The sequence below is a fragment of the Paenibacillus sp. FSL R5-0766 genome (assembly GCF_037971845.1).
Classification (GTDB): domain Bacteria; phylum Bacillota; class Bacilli; order Paenibacillales; family Paenibacillaceae; genus Paenibacillus.
On the sequence record NZ_CP150227.1, the window covers coordinates 4412745 to 4429637 of the forward strand.

At 44.8% G+C, this 16893-nt stretch carries 22 protein-coding genes and 1 other annotated feature (1 of these 23 cut by a window edge); of the genes, 1 reads left to right on the forward strand and 21 read right to left on the reverse strand.

Annotated features, from left to right (window positions below):
* Window positions 1-194: 194 nt before the first annotated feature.
* From MKY66_RS19015 to MKY66_RS19100, 18 genes are all read right to left on the reverse strand, one after another.
* The gene (locus tag MKY66_RS19015; protein WP_076209912.1) at window positions 195-974 is read right to left on the reverse strand and encodes a hypothetical protein; all 780 of its coding nucleotides are present in this window, start codon (window positions 972-974) and stop codon (window positions 195-197) included.
* Between the two features lie 46 nt (window positions 975-1020).
* Window positions 1021-1371, reverse strand: coding sequence for a 2Fe-2S iron-sulfur cluster-binding protein (locus MKY66_RS19020; protein WP_076209911.1), 351 nt, complete (start codon window positions 1369-1371; stop codon window positions 1021-1023).
* A gap of 17 nt (window positions 1372-1388) precedes the next feature.
* Window positions 1389-2006 (reverse strand): hypothetical protein, encoded by a 618-nt coding sequence (locus MKY66_RS19025; protein WP_076209910.1) that lies wholly within the window; start codon window positions 2004-2006, stop codon window positions 1389-1391.
* Between the two features lie 83 nt (window positions 2007-2089).
* Complete coding sequence (locus MKY66_RS19030) at window positions 2090-2269, reverse strand: DUF2768 family protein (protein WP_036607705.1); 180 nt, start codon at window positions 2267-2269, stop codon at window positions 2090-2092.
* 173 nt (window positions 2270-2442) lie between these two features.
* Window positions 2443-2718: a stage VI sporulation protein F gene (locus tag MKY66_RS19035; RefSeq protein ID WP_017687687.1), complete on the reverse strand. Its 276-nt coding sequence runs from the start codon at window positions 2716-2718 to the stop codon at window positions 2443-2445.
* 103 nt (window positions 2719-2821) lie between these two features.
* Window positions 2822-3862: an NAD(P)H-dependent glycerol-3-phosphate dehydrogenase gene (locus tag MKY66_RS19040; RefSeq protein ID WP_076209909.1), complete on the reverse strand. Its 1041-nt coding sequence runs from the start codon at window positions 3860-3862 to the stop codon at window positions 2822-2824.
* Window positions 3855-4478: a glycerol-3-phosphate 1-O-acyltransferase PlsY gene (gene plsY / locus MKY66_RS19045; RefSeq protein WP_076209908.1), complete on the reverse strand. Its 624-nt coding sequence runs from the start codon at window positions 4476-4478 to the stop codon at window positions 3855-3857. Before plsY ends, MKY66_RS19040 begins: the two co-directional genes overlap by 8 nt.
* 11 nt (window positions 4479-4489) lie before the next feature.
* Window positions 4490-5812 (reverse strand): ribosome biogenesis GTPase Der, encoded by a 1323-nt coding sequence (gene der / locus MKY66_RS19050; RefSeq protein WP_076209907.1) that lies wholly within the window; start codon window positions 5810-5812, stop codon window positions 4490-4492.
* Window positions 5813-5997: 185 nt separating this feature from the next.
* Window positions 5998-7212, reverse strand: a complete 1215-nt coding sequence (gene rpsA / locus MKY66_RS19055) for a 30S ribosomal protein S1 (RefSeq protein ID WP_036607712.1) — start codon at window positions 7210-7212, stop codon at window positions 5998-6000.
* Between the two features lie 142 nt (window positions 7213-7354).
* Window positions 7355-7942 (reverse strand): lysophospholipid acyltransferase family protein, encoded by a 588-nt coding sequence (locus MKY66_RS19060; protein ID WP_076209906.1) that lies wholly within the window; start codon window positions 7940-7942, stop codon window positions 7355-7357.
* Complete coding sequence (gene cmk, locus MKY66_RS19065) at window positions 7939-8643, reverse strand: (d)CMP kinase (protein WP_076209905.1); 705 nt, start codon at window positions 8641-8643, stop codon at window positions 7939-7941. The genes MKY66_RS19060 and cmk overlap by 4 nt, the downstream gene beginning before the upstream one ends.
* Before the next feature lie 103 nt (window positions 8644-8746).
* Window positions 8747-8971 (reverse strand): hypothetical protein, encoded by a 225-nt coding sequence (locus tag MKY66_RS19070; protein WP_076209904.1) that lies wholly within the window; start codon window positions 8969-8971, stop codon window positions 8747-8749.
* 63 nt (window positions 8972-9034) lie between these two features.
* Window positions 9035-9688 carry a flagellar brake domain-containing protein gene (locus MKY66_RS19075; protein WP_076209903.1) on the reverse strand — a complete coding sequence of 218 codons (654 nt, stop codon included), beginning with the start codon at window positions 9686-9688 and terminating at the stop codon, window positions 9035-9037.
* Between the two features lie 147 nt (window positions 9689-9835).
* A complete protein-coding gene (gene ypeB / locus MKY66_RS19080; RefSeq protein WP_076209902.1) occupies window positions 9836-11182 on the reverse strand; it encodes a germination protein YpeB in 1347 nt (448 codons plus the stop codon).
* A 121-nt stretch (window positions 11183-11303) separates the two neighbouring features.
* Complete coding sequence (locus tag MKY66_RS19085) at window positions 11304-11474, reverse strand: hypothetical protein (protein ID WP_165980215.1); 171 nt, start codon at window positions 11472-11474, stop codon at window positions 11304-11306.
* A 114-nt stretch (window positions 11475-11588) separates the two neighbouring features.
* Window positions 11589-12284, reverse strand: a complete 696-nt coding sequence (prsW, locus tag MKY66_RS19090) for a glutamic-type intramembrane protease PrsW (protein ID WP_076209901.1) — start codon at window positions 12282-12284, stop codon at window positions 11589-11591.
* Window positions 12285-12327: 43 nt separating this feature from the next.
* Window positions 12328-12942, reverse strand: a complete 615-nt coding sequence (locus MKY66_RS19095; protein WP_076209900.1) for a genetic competence negative regulator — start codon at window positions 12940-12942, stop codon at window positions 12328-12330.
* 187 nt (window positions 12943-13129) lie between these two features.
* Window positions 13130-13483 (reverse strand): hypothetical protein, encoded by a 354-nt coding sequence (locus MKY66_RS19100; RefSeq protein ID WP_047843572.1) that lies wholly within the window; start codon window positions 13481-13483, stop codon window positions 13130-13132.
* Window positions 13484-13577: 94 nt separating this feature from the next.
* Between MKY66_RS19100 and MKY66_RS19105 the strand changes: the two genes are divergently transcribed.
* Window positions 13578-14474, forward strand: a complete 897-nt coding sequence (locus MKY66_RS19105; protein WP_076209899.1) for a polysaccharide deacetylase family protein — start codon at window positions 13578-13580, stop codon at window positions 14472-14474.
* 45 nt (window positions 14475-14519) lie between these two features.
* On the opposite strand, the gene MKY66_RS19110 is transcribed toward MKY66_RS19105, so the two are convergent.
* Genes MKY66_RS19110 through MKY66_RS19120 form a run of 3 tightly spaced genes read right to left on the reverse strand, consistent with a single transcriptional unit; the run spans window position 14520 to window position 16389 of the window.
* Window positions 14520-15293 carry a metallophosphoesterase gene (locus tag MKY66_RS19110; RefSeq protein WP_339805628.1) on the reverse strand — a complete coding sequence of 258 codons (774 nt, stop codon included), beginning with the start codon at window positions 15291-15293 and terminating at the stop codon, window positions 14520-14522.
* A gap of 53 nt (window positions 15294-15346) precedes the next feature.
* Window positions 15347-15799 (reverse strand): hypothetical protein, encoded by a 453-nt coding sequence (locus MKY66_RS19115; RefSeq protein WP_076209898.1) that lies wholly within the window; start codon window positions 15797-15799, stop codon window positions 15347-15349.
* A complete protein-coding gene (locus MKY66_RS19120; protein ID WP_036607728.1) occupies window positions 15796-16389 on the reverse strand; it encodes a type II CAAX endopeptidase family protein in 594 nt (197 codons plus the stop codon). Before MKY66_RS19120 ends, MKY66_RS19115 begins: the two co-directional genes overlap by 4 nt.
* A gap of 335 nt (window positions 16390-16724) precedes the next feature.
* Window positions 16725-16893, forward strand: a binding site (T-box leader) (it continues 62 nt past the right edge of the window).

The window sequence follows — 16893 nt, forward strand, 5'->3', positions numbered from 1 at the left end:
ACATTAGGAGAATCCCCCGATCTCGGACTGCGCGTCTTTATTTCAATCTACTTTATGTGATCCGTGAAGCTTTTATGACGGTTATTGCTCATACTGACAAAAGAAAAAGAGATATCCCTTATTTGGAATATCTCTTTTTGAACCATTAGAGGCATGGTGGTCATACAGCTAAATCATTTGAATTGCAACCATGCTTATTTTATGGGCTGGGCAACCGGCGCATTATTTTTCCAAGCGTAGAAAACGGATTTTACAGGTACGAAGTAGGAGTGTTCCACCAGTAAATCCCGAACATCTTCAGTGTCTGTTGGAGACACGTCAGACTTTTCCACCGCCTGCATAATGTCAAAAGCATAATCCACATAGACCTTGCCTTCGTCATCCATCATAAAAGGTAACGCCTGACCTGAATATACACTATTCAGCGTAATGGAAGGAGTACCTGCCTGAGCAGCCTGCTCCATATCCACAGCATATAACCCCGGATACAGTTCTTCCCCGCTTGGCAGCTTATTGTTATGTACGGACTTATATTGATTAACCATTCGTTGCACATCGTTTACTTTCTGTATGGTCAGAAGATCCATCACTTTAACAGTCGGATTCACTTCTTCGTCCTGAATAAGGAAGTAAGCGCTCCCACCACTTTCAAAAGCAGTCCCTGGTATTTCATCCAGATACCCCAGTTGTTTCAACTTGGGCAGATCCACTCTGAACTTTTCATATTTTGGCGTTTCCATATCTGCATTGATGATTGGCAAAATCCCCTCATCTTGCTGGAATGCCTCGACCGCACTCTGGATACGGCTCACGCTTTCCCGATAGGCTATCTTAGGGTCCGAATTACTCTGGGATGGATACATACAACCACTTGCTGTAAAAGCAAACAACAGGAATAACAGCAGACCGCCCGTCTGATGTTTCAGACGCTGCCGTCTGCTTCCTTCCACACATTTTGGCTTGTTCTTAATCATTCGTGTCCTCCTTGAATAACTCATTAGAGAATCAATGTCATAACGCTCAGAACCAGTCGTCTTCCTGTTGTTGACGTTCCAGTTGTTTCCGAATGGCTGCCTTCAGCGGGTCCTCTGGAACATGAACCGATAGAGATCCACACACCTTGGCCTGACAGGACAGTCGTGTACCTGCTTCCAACAGTGAACCCAGCTTGCGCTTTTCTGCATCTGTTGGTGGATACAGTTCCGCCCGATGTTCTTCATCCACATTCACTTTGCACATCAGGCAAGCCGCTTTACCATCACATCGGGTCGTAATCTTGACACCAGCACGTCGTGCTGCATGCAGAAGTGTTGCTCCTGGTTTGAGCACTATCGATTTGTTCATAGGTAAAAAAGTAACTTTATAGTCCATCATTTTCCTCCCTCAACCTACTGGGGCCATGTAAAGCCAACAAGCTCTTCCACTTCGGCTCTGAAGCGGCTTGTCCATACATTCTGTTGACTTAAAAGCATCATTATAGGTTGATGTGCATCTGGCTGCTCGCGCATCTGTGTCGCAATGGGGACATAACGATCTTCACGACCTCGCAGCAGATTAAACAACAGCTCATGCGCAAGCGGCATCAGTCGCAGGCTATATGAACCCACTTGTGCTACTGGTGCATGCGGAGCAAGTACATGTTCAATCTCAATACGGTACCAACTTTTGCGAGCCCATATTTCGAAACCACCCACCAGTTCCAGCGCACATTCACCCACCTGATAGTGGCTTAGCAGAGAAGCATAAGGTCCTGTCTTGTCCACTGTAGGCTCGTCAAGCATTTCCCCCGGAGCGATTCGGTGAAGTTCCTTAGCAGCAGCAACATCCGCATAGATATCAATATCTCTCGGAGCCTGTTGCAACTCCACCCCTTGAAGCAGCAACCCACAACTTCCTCCAAGTAACCATGTCTGCGGCTGTGTGTTCCAGGCTTTGGCCGTTTCCAGCAAAGCCGCGTGTAATTCCGGATAACGCTCTGTCCGACCCTCCGTATCATGCGGCCCCATAGGCTCACACTCCCCTCATCCGTGTTCATTGTGTCAGTTCTTATGATGTGCTTATGCGGATGTTATCCTTCAGGCATGGGAAATCAGGTCAGAGAAGCGATTCCACCGAACAAGCCAATCAGCATAATCAAAAATGCAATCAGAGAAAGAATCCCCCGTACAATACCCTTTGTTTTGGCACGAGCAAACGTAATCAGGAATACAGATAATCCCATAATGAGGATGGCCACCAATGACAGCCACATCTTGTCCATTGCGCTCATAATCCAGCAGTCTCCCCTTCAGTCCGATATTCATCACTGACACTGTGACAATTGCAACCATTATAACACGAAATTCAGCTCAACTTTCCAAAAAAAAGACAAAAAAGCAAGCCGGCAGAAGCCGACTCGTCTTTTTGTCTTACTGGATCACCTGCACATGCAGGTGTGATCTATTATTTTTTCATCATCATTTTCATTAACGATTCCATACTGCTCGGATTCAATCCGCTTTTCTTGACCGCACTCACAATATCCTTAACCGTATCCTCAGATACCGGAACTTTCGCCATGGCGGATACTTGTTTGATCAATTGGCGCAACTGAGCTTCATTCTGAATCGTCGTTGGTTTCACCGTGCTTGCCAATTTCTTAACGGCACCTTCCGTTATCGTTTTACCCGTTTTCTTGTTGATTGCATTCAATGCATCTTTGGAAATGTTGTTACCCATTCGTCTCCCCTCCTCCGGCAATACTCATGTGTATAGTATGAGTCTGCGACAGAAAAGGTGAATAAGCTTCTTATTTCACAAGGTACGTTTAGGCTGATTACAATCAGGAATGCCACTGCTCCCAGGTTTCAAGCTTCATGACTTCCATTTCAGTCTTCGGGTCACGTCCCATCAAGGCTTCAACCGCATCACGCGGCTGTCTCTCCTGGAATAAAACGTGATATAACTGATCCGCAATTGGCATTTGCACACCGTATTTTTGTGAGATGAAATAGGCAGCTTGCGTAGTTCGAATGCCTTCTACCACCATGCCCATGGACTTCAGTACATCATCCAGCTTCTGTCCCTGGCCCAACATGGAACCTGCTCTCCAGTTCCGACTGTGCTGACTTGTAGCCGTTACAACCAGATCCCCGATTCCGGCAAGTCCCGAAAACGTTAGCGGATTTGCTCCCATCTCAACACCAATACGTGTGATCTCTGCCAAACCGCGTGTTAGCAAAGCGGCTTTGGCATTATCACCAAATTGCAGACCATCGGACATGCCTGCACCAAGAGCAATGATATTTTTGAATGCGCCTGCAAGCTCAACGCCGATCATGTCCCGATTCGTGTAAACCCGGAAATAGGCATTCATAAACAAAGCTTGGGCAGACTCGGCAGATGCCTTATCCAGTGAAGCTACAACCACTGTCGTTGGACAACGCTTCACCACTTCTTCCGCATGGCTTGGGCCAGAAAGAACAACCACACGTCCTTCCTCACATTCAAGCTCTTCTGAAATGACTGTGGACATCCGTTTCAGGCTTTCTGTCTCGAAACCTTTGGTTGCATGAATGACTAACATCTCAGGCTTGTAATACGCCTTAAGCTGGTTCGTAACTGCACGCATGGCTGATGAAGGCGCAACAATTAACACAGCTATAGCACCTTCCACCGCAGCTTCCATATCAGTTGTTGCTTCAATCCGTGTTGAAAGCTCCGCATCCGGAAGATAGCGAGTATTGGTGTGTTTGTTATTGATTTCGTTAGCCTGGTCTTCACCACGTGTCCACATCATCACGTCCAACTGATTGGCGGCGAGTACACTGGCGAGAGCTGTCCCCCAGCTTCCAGCGACCAGAACAGCAACTTTTTTAGACAACTCGTTTACCCCCTCCAGGGTTTTTCGATCCCAATTTATTTTCCTGTCCTTTGGCGAGCTTCGCAATATTGGTACGATGTCTCCAGAACGCAAACAGACAAATAATCAGACTCCCCCAGAAGATATTCATTGAATATCCGGGTAATACCAGGATAAAGATGGGTGTAAATGCTACAAAAATCAGAGACCCCAATGAAACATAGCGTGTCAATACAATAGACAGAATGGCGATCACCCCAGCACATAACGCAGGCAGGAAAGCAAGACTCACCAGAACACCAATGGCTGTGGCAATGCCTTTTCCTCCACGAAAATGGAAGTAAAGCGGCCAGTTATGTCCTGCAATGGCTGCTATACCACTGAGTGCAGGAATCCAGGCAGAACCGTCACTCAGCCAGATTCCAATCCATACAGCTGCAACACCTTTAAGTACGTCAAGTAAAAGAACAGCAATTGCCGGTCCTTTACCCAAAATACGCAATGTATTGGTAGCTCCCGCGTTTCCGCTTCCGTGCTGACGAATATCGATCCCCCGTATCGCTTTGGCAAGGAGGACACTAAAGCTGATCGAACCGAGCAGATAACTCAGTACAATCGCTGCGATTTGTAAAATCACACACTTCTCCCCTAACTTTCGTCGGACTTCTTCCGAGTAAATATGCGAATTGGTGTTCCTTCGAAATCAAACGCTGCACGGATTTTATTCTCCAGATAGCGCTCATATGAGAAGTGCATCAACTCAGGATCGTTCACAAAAATAACCATGGTCGGCGGTTTAACTGCAACCTGAGTCACATAGTTAATTCTCATTCTCCGTCCTTTATCTGTTGGCGGAGGATTAATGGCAACCGCATCAGACACCACATCGTTAAGCAGATGGGTCTGCACACGTAACGAGTGTTGCTCTGCTACACGTTGCACAACCGGCAACAATTTTTGTAAGCGTTGTTTTGTGAGGGCCGACAAAAATACGACCGGAGCATAAGTCATAAACAGGAAGTGATCCCGAATTTTTCTCTCAAACTCTTTCATCGTTTTGTCATGCTTCTCTACCACGTCCCATTTGTTCACAACAAACAATGACGCTTTACCCGCTTCGAATGCATATCCTGCAATATGCTTGTCCTGTTCAATAATGCCTTCTTCACCATTAATGACAATCAGAACAACATCTGCACGCTCAATCGCACGCATCGCACGCATTACACTGTATTTCTCAGTTGTTTCATATACTTTACCACGCTTACGCATACCTGCTGTATCAATCAGCACGTAACGTTGGCCGTCTTTTTCAAAAGGTGTATCAATTGCATCCCGGGTCGTTCCAGCCACATCACTTACAATGACACGCTCTTCACCCAGAATAGCGTTCACCAGTGAAGATTTACCCACATTAGGACGTCCGATCAGAGCTACACGAATGACATCTTCATCGTAAGTCTCTTCCTCAAGTTCTGGTAGCTTCTCCACAATTGCATCAAGCAAATCACCTACACCTGTACCGTGACTTCCGGATACGCCGATGGGATCACCGAAACCAAATCCATAAAACTCATAAATGAGCTCACTTCGTCCGATATTATCCACTTTGTTAACGGCTACAACAATAGGCTTGCCTGAGCGGTAGAGCATCTCTGCTACCTCTTCATCCGATTGCGTAATACCTGCTTTTGCATCACACATGAATACAATAACATCCGCTTCTTCAATAGCGAGCTCTGCTTGCATCCGAATCGATTTTAAGATTACATCTTCACCATCAATTTCGATACCACCTGTATCAATGATACTAAATGGTTTACCGTTCCATTCACCGATTCCATATATGCGGTCACGGGTAATGCCCGGCTTGTCTTCCACAATGGCCAGTCTGTCGCCGATGATCCGATTGAAAATGGTGGATTTACCCACGTTCGGTCGTCCGACAATTGCCACAACGGGTCTTGCCATACATTCCACTCCTCCTGTCCATACTTACGATACTCATCATAGCAAAAAAGATATGTCTTGGCTAACGTTTCATGCCAAATTACTCGCAATAAAAACAATCGGCGAACCCGCCTTGGGCTCGCCGATCTTGCTTTTGTTATTCAGCAAAATATGCAGTATATAACTTAGAACCATGCATTGTTAACTTATTTGAATTTGCTGAGTTTGTCTCCAAACAGTTCGCCAAGCGTAGTGCTCATACCTTGATTGTTCAAGGAAACGTTTGGATTGTTGATTTCTTCACGCGGAGCGTTGTTTCTTGAAGGTCTTTCTGATTTTTGTGGTTGAGCTGGAGCTTCTTCTGTTTCTTTGATGCTCAAGCTTACACGTTGCTCAGAAGGGTTCATGTCCAAGATTTTAACTTGAACTTCTTGTCCTTCTTTCAGCACTTCATGAGGAGTGCCGATGTGTTTGTGGGAGATTTGCGAGATATGCACAAGTCCCTCAACACCAGGAGCGATTTCAACAAATGCACCGAAGTCTACCAGACGTTTTACAACACCTGTTACGATATCGCTGGAATTGAATTTTTCGCTTGCTGTTTCCCAAGGACCTGGTTGAACAGCTTTCATGCTCAGGCTGATTTTGCCTTTTTCAGGGTCAACTTTCAGCACTTTCACACTAACTTTATCACCTTCAGACAGTACATCGGATGGTTTTTCAACGTGTGTCCAAGCCAGCTCGGATACGTGAACCAAACCGTCAACTCCGCCCACATCAACGAATGCACCGAATTGAGTCAAACGTTGTACTGTACCTTCGATTACTTGACCTTCTTGCAAACCAGCCATTACTGTAGCTTTGTTTGCTTCGAATTCTTGCTCCAGTACGTCTTTTTGGGAAAGGATCACTTTGTTGTTCTCACGGTCGATCTCTTTCACTTTAACACGCAGTGTGCGTCCTTTGTAGTCGCTGAAGTCTTCAACGAAATGGCGTTCAACCATGGAAGCCGGGATAAATCCACGTACGCCCACGTCTGCTACCAGACCGCCTTTAACAACATCACCTACAACAACTTCGAATACGTCTTGGTCTTCAAAATGCTTTTGCAATTGATCCCATGCGTTTTCGCTGTCGATTGCACGTTTGGACAGAACGAGTTTTTCTTTCTCGTCGTCGATGCTAAGAACTTTAGCTTCAACTTCTTGTCCAACTTCTACTGCGTCAGACGCGCTGTCAACATGTAATGAAGACAGTTCACGAATTGGAATGACACCGTCATATTTATATCCAATGCTCACATAGGCTTGGTTATCTTCCAATTTGACGATGGTTCCTTTTACGGTATCTCCTTTTTTCAAGGAAACGAATTGATCCAACTCATCTTGGGTTGCTTCTTGATTTTTCATTTCTTCCGACATGTCAAATACCCTCCTCAATTCAAAAACCCCATTATATTCAAACCTGCCTGTAGCAGAGTTCAAAACACTTTCATCACTGAGTGCTCAAGCTTTAGTCTCCCTCAAAAATATGGAAACATGCACTCAGCTACCGACGAAGCCATTACTTGCTTGGCACGCCCGTTTGCACCATTTCGTTAATCTTGGACATAATCTTTTCAGTCGCCTTCTCCAGAGCTTCTCCAGATGGGTCTTCCTTGAACTCGTCCAAACTTACTGGTGCTCCATATACAACTTTCATCTTACGAAAAACTTTGTAGTTACCGATAATAGCAGTAGGAATAACTGTAGCGCCACTGCGGAGAGCAAAACTCGCTGCCCCTTTTTTGCCGATACCTCCATCATTGTGACGGCTTCCCGAGGGGAAGATTCCAAGCACTTGCCCATCACGCAAAATATTGAGTGAGGTTTTGATGGATTCCTTGCTGACACCTCCACGTTTAACGGGGAAAGCACCCACGGCTTTAATAATTCGGCCGAGTACCGGAATGTCAAACAATTCGCTTTTGGCCATGAAACGCACCTGACGGCGAATTTTGATACCAACGGTTGGAGGATCGAAGTTACTAATATGATTGGAACATAAAAGTACGCCGCCTTCTTTCGGAATATTCTCCCGTCCAACGGCCTCCAAGCGGAAAAGAATGGTATAAATGATCCGCAGTAATGTGCTGCAAAATGTGTAAATCATAGACCGATCTCTCCTCTGACCATTGTGCAATAAGATACGATTTTGTCAACCACTTCATGAATGTTCATCTCCGTTGTATCAAGGACGATAGCATCCTCAGCACAACGCAATGGGGAAATTTCCCGATTCTCATCCAATCTGTCACGGGTGGCAATGTCTCGCTCCAGCTGTTGCAACGTCAGTCCTTCAGAGGGGTCCAGTTCTTTGAAGCGGCGAAGCGCACGCTCTTCGACACTGGCAGTCATGAAGATTTTCACTTCCGCATCGGGCAGTACTGTCGTTCCGATATCGCGTCCATCCATGACGACGCCCTTGCGCAAAGCCATTTGCCGCTGAGTATCCACTAATTGCGTACGCAGCCCCTCGATTTGCGCATATCGGGACACGATTCCCGTCACTTCACGGGAGCGGATTTCCGAGGTTACTTCTTCCCCATTACAGAACACTTTCTGTCCGTCGGGATCCGGTTGTAAATCAATGACCAGCTTTTGGGCTTCCTGAAGTACCTGTGCCACTTCTTCCGGCGCAATATCTTTCCGAAGCATGTGCAAGGTTACCGCACGGTACATTGCGCCTGTATCGACGTATACATACGCGAGCGCCTCTGCAACCAATCGGGCCACCGTGCTTTTCCCGGCACCGGCAGGTCCGTCAATTGCAACGTTCATTTTCCCGTTCTCTGATGTGTTCTGGCTTGCCAACGGGGCATTCCTCCTCAAACGATAAACCTCAATAAAAAAACAGGCATTGCCTGCATCGTGAAAATTATACCACACTCTACACATGGATGCAAAAACAGACAAATCAACGACATTTGTAATCATTCACCGCTTGCACTTCAATTGGCGTTCCTTCCAGGCGGTCAATGGTGGTCAAATTCTTTTTGAAGCCTGGTACCAACAGTAGCAATTGATATAGCACAAGCAGGATTAGAAGGGCTGTAATCAGAATCGTAACCTTTCGTTCCATTCTCCTGGAGAAAACATAATAAAGTCGTTCATATCTGCGGGTTGCATGACGATGATTCAAGGCAATACCTCCGTTTTTTTCATTACGGTACCCGCAGTTCCCTCTCTTTATGCCACGACATTCCTATTTCGTGCGATAGTCAAGTTGCCGTTCAAAACAAAACTTGATAATTTTTTGGCGCTCCGAATCTGAAATCTGGACAAATTTCAGCATGCATAGCTGTCTGCCGGTTTCCAGGGTTTTGATCCGCACAACTTCAGCTTCAAAATTCACATGTTCAATAGTTGAATTCCGGTAGGGAACAAGCAACCAGCATTTCAATTTTTGACCTTCAGCTATTGAAAACCCTGTTTCGCCGTAGATGGACAATCCACCGCCACCAATATCTTCAGTCAATCCGACGGCACGGGTCAGATCTTCACTCTGGATGGCCAGTTCGAGATTTGCGTGAACACGAAGAAAGCTGCGCCGTTGTATTTTGGATATATCGCTCGGAAGCGGTTTGCGGATACGGACAAGACGGACCACATCTTCCTCAAATCCCGTGACATAGGTATTAAAATAATGCCGGACCCCATCCTCCGTAATATATGAAATGGACAATTCTTCTCCGAAAAAGAGCCTTTTCAGACGGCTGCTTCCTTGTTGCATCGGGACCTCAATCAGAAAACTGGTGTCATCCATATCTGCAATGCGTGATTTGTATTCTTTGTGTTCCTCTTTTTCATCTGCAGAAGCAATCTGGATGTATAAAATTTCATTTATTTTAGGAAACAAGCTGTTCACCGCCACTTTATGTATTTATCTTCGTATGTACGAGGACTATTATACCATGACCTTTCTCACATTGAACAAGAAAAAACAGACCACATCGTGGTCTGCCGCAGTTATTCGCTCAGCTTAAAATTCAAATTATCCATCTTTTTATGAGGTTGCATTGACCGGTTTGATCTCTTCAACCGCTTCTTCCATTCCTGTATTCGCATTAATGTATATCCGGTAACGAGAACCGTTAATTTTCCCTCCGAATTCATAACACAATACTTCTTTGCTGTAATCATTCTCAATCAGGGATTTGCGAACATAATTTTCTTCGAACTCCGAGTTAAGCTTTTTCCGCGCCTGTTGCTCCGTAAGCGTTGCTTTCGGAATTTTGCGCTTGTCATTATGTTCGTAGACAAAGTCACTCGCCTGGAAGCCGGTTACTTCACCTGTATCCAAACCTACACGAACTGACATTTTCTCAGGATAGATCAAAGTGTCTCCTTGCTTACGTACATAAGTAAGGTTACCCAGATTACCATATTCGTCGTAGTTTACGGCCTTCATATCCTTATAACCTTTGTTCATTAGAAATTGATCTGCTTTAGCCATGGCATTCTGACGAGACACTTTTTTGGTTCCGATTGGACGGGTATCACTGTAAGAGATCAGCATTCCGCCATTACGGGTGAAATCCATCATCAGTTTGCCATTGTTGGCATGATCAATTGTGGCAGTGTAGGACTCCCAGTCAGTTCCTTTGCCGTTCTCCTGCACTTGGATTTTGCTACTATCCGCATTAGAAAATTTTGCAGCCTTGCTCTGGATCTGTTCTTTGGTCACCGGCAAACCGCCCAGTTTCTTGACTGATCGTTTTGCATAGATATTGGATACGGAAGGCCCCCAATCAAGCTCCGGGTATTCCTGTACCTTTTTGTTCACAGTACGAAAACCATCAACGATCGTGTTGTCCATGGTTTGCTCTTGCGTTGCCATGGCAGTCTCTGCATCCATCCAGCGCAATCGGTCCGTCAGGACTTTCTGCTGCACATCCTGCAGATTCTTGGTAATCTCGGATGAATTCTGATACAGCTTTTTCAGGTTGCCCATTTCCTTCTCACTTAGCGGTTCGTTCGTCAAGTCACGCATCGACGCCCGATAGGCAAAGTTGGAAATACGTGAGAGAAACTCCTCTGTCTCGTTAAATGGCAGCATGGTGAGTGGCAGTTGGTTGATCTCATTCTGTGCTTCACTGGTGAGTCGCCATACATTCATCAAACCTTTGCGATGCATCCCCTGTGATGTAGAGTGAACCGCCAAGGTGTTACCAATCTCCGAATGCAATTTGTCCATATGAAAAGATAAATCGTGAAAGGCACGCTGATATTGGTTCTCTGCCTTGATCAGAATTGCATTCTTCTCCTGATTCTCCTGATAACCCCACACGAGCGCACCGACCAGCAGAACCGCAAATATCGGAAACATAACTGAACTTAAACGTTTATACATCCGTAGAGTCTCCTTTCTTCTAAACCACTACCTCTATTGTGGATCGAAGAAAGATCTCTTATGCATGCGATTTCCAGTCCTTACACAAGCAGGCTGCTAAAGTCCCGTTTGGGTCCTCCTTTTAATTCAGCTGAATCCCAGTTGCCATGCCCTCTTCTTCAATTTCGAACTGGTCTCTGTTATCACATAGGCACTGCTTGAATCCCGTCTCAATTCGGCCCCGCTCTTTCTTGCCTCGTAATGTAAATCGTTCACCGCATTGTTTGCATCTGATTTTAATTTTAATTCTCATCACAACGATCTCCGTTTCTGTTGGTCATTCCCCGGGAGTTTATCCGTAAAAATAAAAACACACCGGAGCCATAGGCGCAATATGCACTTTATGTCCACCAGTGTGTCCCTATTTTTATAATTTAACCTCTTCCTCCCGCTTCACAAAACGAAAAGGAGAACGGTTATTAGCTCGTGTGATTTTACCCATTGCCCCATACCACAGGCCCGCCATTAGCGGCGCTATAAACCACAACCAATTGTTCAGCATGGTGTTCATGATGACATCGTACAATGCATGCCAGAAAAAAGGTAAAACCAGAGAAAGAACCAGGTACCACCGCTTTTTCTTACCACCGATAAACTTGGCTTTACCCATATAATAACCCATGATTACCGCAAACATAGCGTGCCCTGAAACAGGGAGCAGTGCCCGAAGGAACATGGCTGAGACGGATGCATTCCCCCCAAAGGCATACAACACATTCTCAACAGTGGCAAATCCAAGTGAAACAGCGACCGCATATAAGATCCCATCATACGGCTCATCAAATTCGGTGTGATTATAGATGATATGATAAAGTACGAACCATTTAACGAATTCCTCCACACCACCTGAGATCATAATGGCCTCAAGATAAGGATTATCCCCGAGCCATATCATCATGCCACGCTGAATAATCATCACAGGCAGTACCATCAGAATCCCCATGAGGAAAACCCGCAATACCATATGAAGTGGCTCATAATCATAACGGTCTTTCAGGTAAAAGTATGTTAACAAGGCGAGACCCGGAGCAACTGCTGCCGCTAAGACCGAAAACAAAAGCACCGAAATTCCCTCCTCTGACTAAAGACGCGATTACAACTAGAGATTAATCCTGGCGTTTGAAGTGGGTGCAGATAACATCAATCGCTTGTGCAGGAATAACAACCTTACCATACTCTTCCATAACTGCCGGAGTAACTGAGGATCCTTCGCCAAATTCAGCAAGCAAGGCAATCAATGCCGCATGTTTGGTGGAATCTACCTCATCTGGCTCCAAATGCAAGAACCACTTGTCTTTATAAGAATAAAGTCTCCCAGCATCCGTAACATGCTGACGCAACATATGTGCAGCTTCAATGAGCACTTCAAAGTCCTTGAATGCATAAACGATGGAATCGCTTTGCTCGAGTGTAACTTCCATTTCATATACTTCTTCAGGAAGATCATCTTCATGACCTGAACCATATTGTTGCGGATCATATTTTCCACGTGTGACAATGACAACCATCCCTTGAGCGGGAAGTGCGAATACTTCGACAGCGAGTGGACCTGTGGCATCAAATCCAAGTTCGGAATAGGCCTGATCCATCATTTCAGTGAACAGTTCATGAACCTTAGGTATTTCCTGCCACATATCTTCTTTTTGTATTCCGCGCTCGCTCAGATCGTCAAAGGTCAGGAAAATCCGTATCTTATCGTGACTTAGTCGTTCTATTTTCATACAGGATCTCCCCTTTATAAGCAAGTCTTATAACAGATTATGAAGCACAAAACAATATGTGCTGAAAATAAATCTATGTAGTTATGTTATCATTTTATACCTCTAAATGCACGAAGTAAAATCGACAAAAAAAGAATCATTCCACAGCCAATCTAGACTGTGGATGATTCTAATTGGAGGTTTTGGTTTATAAACCCGGTACTGTTGTGTTTGTTTGGCTTAAAATTTGCTCAACTTCATGCTTCACATCGGGATTGGTGCGAATAAAATCTTTGAGCATGCTCATATTCGCTTCTTTTTCCTGCGGTGTGATTGCTCTTGCGGTCTTTGCTGCCGGATTTTTGTGGGATTCACCATGTTGATTTTGCTTGCTTGTGAACCCGTCCATACCCGGGAAAGTCATTTCCATCATCTTATGTTTTGCCTGATCCATCATATTTCTTGATGAACCCGATGACATCATGGGCAATTTGCCTTTGGACAGCCATGAACTGGCTGCAACACCAATGACAATGCCCCAAAAAAAGGATGACGTCTTCATTACACCAACCTCCTTCAAGTGTTAAAATCATATTTAGTGTTTGCGGTAGTGAGCGATCTCATTCCGTATAAATACAGGAAAGCGAGTTGAAATCATGTTCAGACATACAGCCGCATTGATCATTGCTGCAAGTTTGCTGCTGTCAGCTTGTGGGACAGCGGAAGAAAAACCATCTGATAATTCAGCACCAGCGGGCGAATCAACTACCACGGTTCAAGAAGAGCAAGATAACTCTAACCCTACTGAAACAGAAGAACCCGAAACTGGTGTGCCCGAACCTTCCACGGAAGATTCAACTGCGACAGAGGAAGAACCTGAATCTTCGGAGAAGGTTTCTACAGAAGAGAAAGTGGATAAAACGTATCATATGAATGAAAATTATTATATTAAACCAAACGATGAAGCGAGCCCAAACAAAGTGGTCTTGTTAACTTTTGATGATGGACCTAAAGAAGAAAAAATGATTACTTCTCTAATCGACACTTTAGATAAACATAACGCTAAAGCGATATTTTTCGTCAATGGTTACCGGGTGAAAAGCCATCCGGAATTGCTCAAACTCATACATGAACGGGGTCAGATTGTAGGCAATCATGCCTGGGATCATGAGGATCTCAAAAAAATCTCCAACGCTGAGGCGGCAAAACAGGTTACAGATGTCCAAAAAATAGTGAAGGATACCATTGGTGAGGAACCGCAATTCTTCCGTCCACCTTTTGGGTCGGGAAATGATGCACTGAAGGCTGCTGTGAAGAAAAATGGCATGTTATATATGACTTGGTCTAATGGTTCGCTCGATTGGGATAAAAGCACCAAAGACAAACCGGAAAAAGTCATCCAAAATGTACTGGACCAGTTAAATCCCGGCAGCAACATTTTGATGCACGAGTTGCCATGGACGGTTGAAGCATTGGATGAATTGCTGACCAAGCTCGAGAAGAAAGGATATTCCTTTGTTGATCCGCGTGCAATTGAATTGGAAGCTCGTTAAATTGTACTTTTGCGCATTAAAATGAAACAGCCTTGATCCAATGGATTAAGGCTGTTTCTCTGTGAGTGCTTTTTCCGTGGGCACTCTTAACGTGATGATATGCATCTCCGCAGGACAACCTAGTCGGAGAGGAAGATGATTTGTACCGTATCCTCTGCTAACAAGCATTTTGCCTTCTTGGTAAACGTCCTCCGGACTTCGCTTCAGGGAGTACCACCCGTTCGATACGGGACGATACGCTTTGCTAAGGAACACAGGTCCGAAAAATGGTACAACCAATTGTCCGCCATGTGTATGACCGCTTAAAATAAGATCTGCATTTTCTTCCAAGCGCAGGGCCTGCAAAGGATCATGAACGATAGCAATTTTGCAAAAACGGTTATCGATCTGCTGTAGTAATACATCGCCCTGTTTGGAACGATAGTCTATGCCGATCAGGCTCAATCTGTCGTTGCCCCTTTGCAGATATTCCACATTATCCTGCAGGAGCTTAACATCCGATTCCCGAAGGATACGCGCAAGTTGAGCGGTACCAGCCCTCTTGTCATGGTTGCCATACACCGTAAATGAAGGAGCAATGTTCGATAAAATTTTCATGTTATGTCTAACTAGAGACCATGAGATTCCTTTTTCCGCAACATCCCCGCCGATCAGAACCCAGTCCACCTTGTTTTTAACGTTTGCCAGATCCTTCTGGTTCAGCTTGCGCTTGTGCGTGTCGGATACATACAAAATCTTAGCCCCATCAAAGGATGTTGGCAGATGAGGCACTTCAACCTCTTCTTCAATCATTTGATGAACGTGGGCTTCACACCACATATGAAAAAGTAGTAAAACTCCCATCAAAATGATTAAACCTGTGAGTAAAAGCATTACCACGGCAAGGGAAGGAACGTATTCAGAGCGGGTGCCCCTTCAACCCCCCACCAAACCAGACTAATCGTTAACATGACAAAAATAAAAATGAGTGAATTGACAAACCTCTTGCTCAATTTTAACCGACGTGAAGGATGTAATTCTGTTCGTGTAGGAAGCGAACCCGCTTCGGGGATCGATTCTTCCGTTGAATTTGACGTTTTTTTGGAGCGTGATGGTGCCCTTTGAGGAAGTACTGGACTTTCCAGTTTTTCTGTATAAGGCTTGCGCTGTGATCTAGGTAAAGAAACGGAAGTAATTGGTGTGATTCCGCCAACCTCAGCAGCTGCTGCCGTTTCAGCAACGATGCTTACTTGAGAAGCCACCTGACGCTCGGATTTCTCTTTTTTATCCGATTGACGATGGCGCTGACTGCCATATGTCTTCATTCTACTTAATGGCTGATTCATGATCCCCTCCGAAAACGTATCGCTAATCCGGACACCAAATCAATAATAAAGTGACACAATATAGGCGCCCATAATGTGCCGGACTGCAAGTAAATCCAACCCAATCCATAACTTGAGACAAACACCCAGCCTGTTGGAATCCAGTGGCGCAAATAACGAATATGGATAACTGCAAATAAAATACTTGTCCAGTAAGGACCGATGGCATGTTGGATGGCTCCACGGAATAATAATTCCTCACACACAGCAACAATGGCTGCTATACATACAATGTGCCAGATGGGACGCCCACGGAACAACATCTCGTTAATTCCACCGTCATCCATGCTTTCCTGAGGTATAACATACGACAGTACCAAGTCCATAACAAGCATAATTCCTGCAAGACCAAGACCCCACCATATAAATTGGTAATTATCAGGCCAAGCGAGTACATCTAACAAGTTTCGTTTCTGCAATAAGATCCACACAACTCCGATAATCAGTGTCAGACCTTGTGTAAAGTATAGATTGATTAAAAGCAAACGCTCGGTAAGCTGCTGTGGCTCAGCCTTCTGAATCTTGAACTTGGGAAACTTGAATTTTTTCATCGGATGCGTCTGTCCTCTTGAGTTAAATTTGATGGATAACAATTACGTTGTCCAATCGGATAGTATACTAAATGATAGCCAAAAAACCAAATAGGTTCAAGACCTGCCCCAAGTCCTGGTTTTATGTCCGTGCCATTACTTCATTAAAGCAGTAAAATTCAGTTCACCAAACAGCTTACTGTCCATCTTCTTGTCGTAGGTATATTAACTATTGTATTACTTATGGTGACTCTGTTTATGTGTGAATCTAAAGACATCTGCAAAACATTTTAAAACATTTAAGCCTATTGACATGCTCATGTCAGCCATGATACATTATGAAAAAATTAGTCACGTTAAACACGATGATGGAAAAAAGACGTTGCTTCGTCTTACAGAGAGCCGATGGTAGGTGTGAATCGGTGGCAGGCAAATGGTCTTGAGCGCTCCTGAGTTATTGCATTGAAATTGGAGTAGGTGCAATCGGTTTAGACCCGTTATCCTCTTCGGTCTTCATTGACCGCT

Excerpts from the sequence above, each read along its gene's own strand:
- MKY66_RS19015 (WP_076209912.1), bottom strand. The coding sequence starts at position 974 with ATGATTAAGAACAAGCCAAAATGTGTGGAAGGAAGCAGACGGCAGCGT.
- MKY66_RS19020 (WP_076209911.1), bottom strand. The coding sequence starts at position 1,371 with ATGGACTATAAAGTTACTTTTTTACCTATGAACAAATCGATAGTGCTC.
- MKY66_RS19025 (WP_076209910.1), bottom strand. The coding sequence starts at position 2,006 with ATGGGGCCGCATGATACGGAGGGTCGGACAGAGCGTTATCCGGAATTA.
- MKY66_RS19030 (WP_036607705.1), bottom strand. The coding sequence starts at position 2,269 with ATGAGCGCAATGGACAAGATGTGGCTGTCATTGGTGGCCATCCTCATT.
- MKY66_RS19035 (WP_017687687.1), bottom strand. The coding sequence starts at position 2,718 with ATGGGTAACAACATTTCCAAAGATGCATTGAATGCAATCAACAAGAAA.
- der (WP_076209907.1), bottom strand. The coding sequence starts at position 5,812 with ATGGCAAGACCCGTTGTGGCAATTGTCGGACGACCGAACGTGGGTAAA.
- rpsA (WP_036607712.1), bottom strand. The coding sequence starts at position 7,212 with ATGTCGGAAGAAATGAAAAATCAAGAAGCAACCCAAGATGAGTTGGAT.
- MKY66_RS19060 (WP_076209906.1), bottom strand. The coding sequence starts at position 7,942 with ATGATTTACACATTTTGCAGCACATTACTGCGGATCATTTATACCATT.
- ypeB (WP_076209902.1), bottom strand. The coding sequence starts at position 11,182 with ATGTATAAACGTTTAAGTTCAGTTATGTTTCCGATATTTGCGGTTCTG.
- MKY66_RS19085 (WP_165980215.1), bottom strand. The coding sequence starts at position 11,474 with ATGAGAATTAAAATTAAAATCAGATGCAAACAATGCGGTGAACGATTT.
- MKY66_RS19095 (WP_076209900.1), bottom strand. The coding sequence starts at position 12,942 with ATGAAAATAGAACGACTAAGTCACGATAAGATACGGATTTTCCTGACC.
- MKY66_RS19100 (WP_047843572.1), bottom strand. The coding sequence starts at position 13,483 with ATGAAGACGTCATCCTTTTTTTGGGGCATTGTCATTGGTGTTGCAGCC.
- MKY66_RS19105 (WP_076209899.1), top strand. The coding sequence starts at position 13,578 with ATGTTCAGACATACAGCCGCATTGATCATTGCTGCAAGTTTGCTGCTG.
- MKY66_RS19110 (WP_339805628.1), bottom strand. The coding sequence starts at position 15,293 with ATGTGGTGTGAAGCCCACGTTCATCAAATGATTGAAGAAGAGGTTGAA.
- MKY66_RS19115 (WP_076209898.1), bottom strand. The coding sequence starts at position 15,799 with ATGAATCAGCCATTAAGTAGAATGAAGACATATGGCAGTCAGCGCCAT.
- MKY66_RS19120 (WP_036607728.1), bottom strand. The coding sequence starts at position 16,389 with ATGAAAAAATTCAAGTTTCCCAAGTTCAAGATTCAGAAGGCTGAGCCA.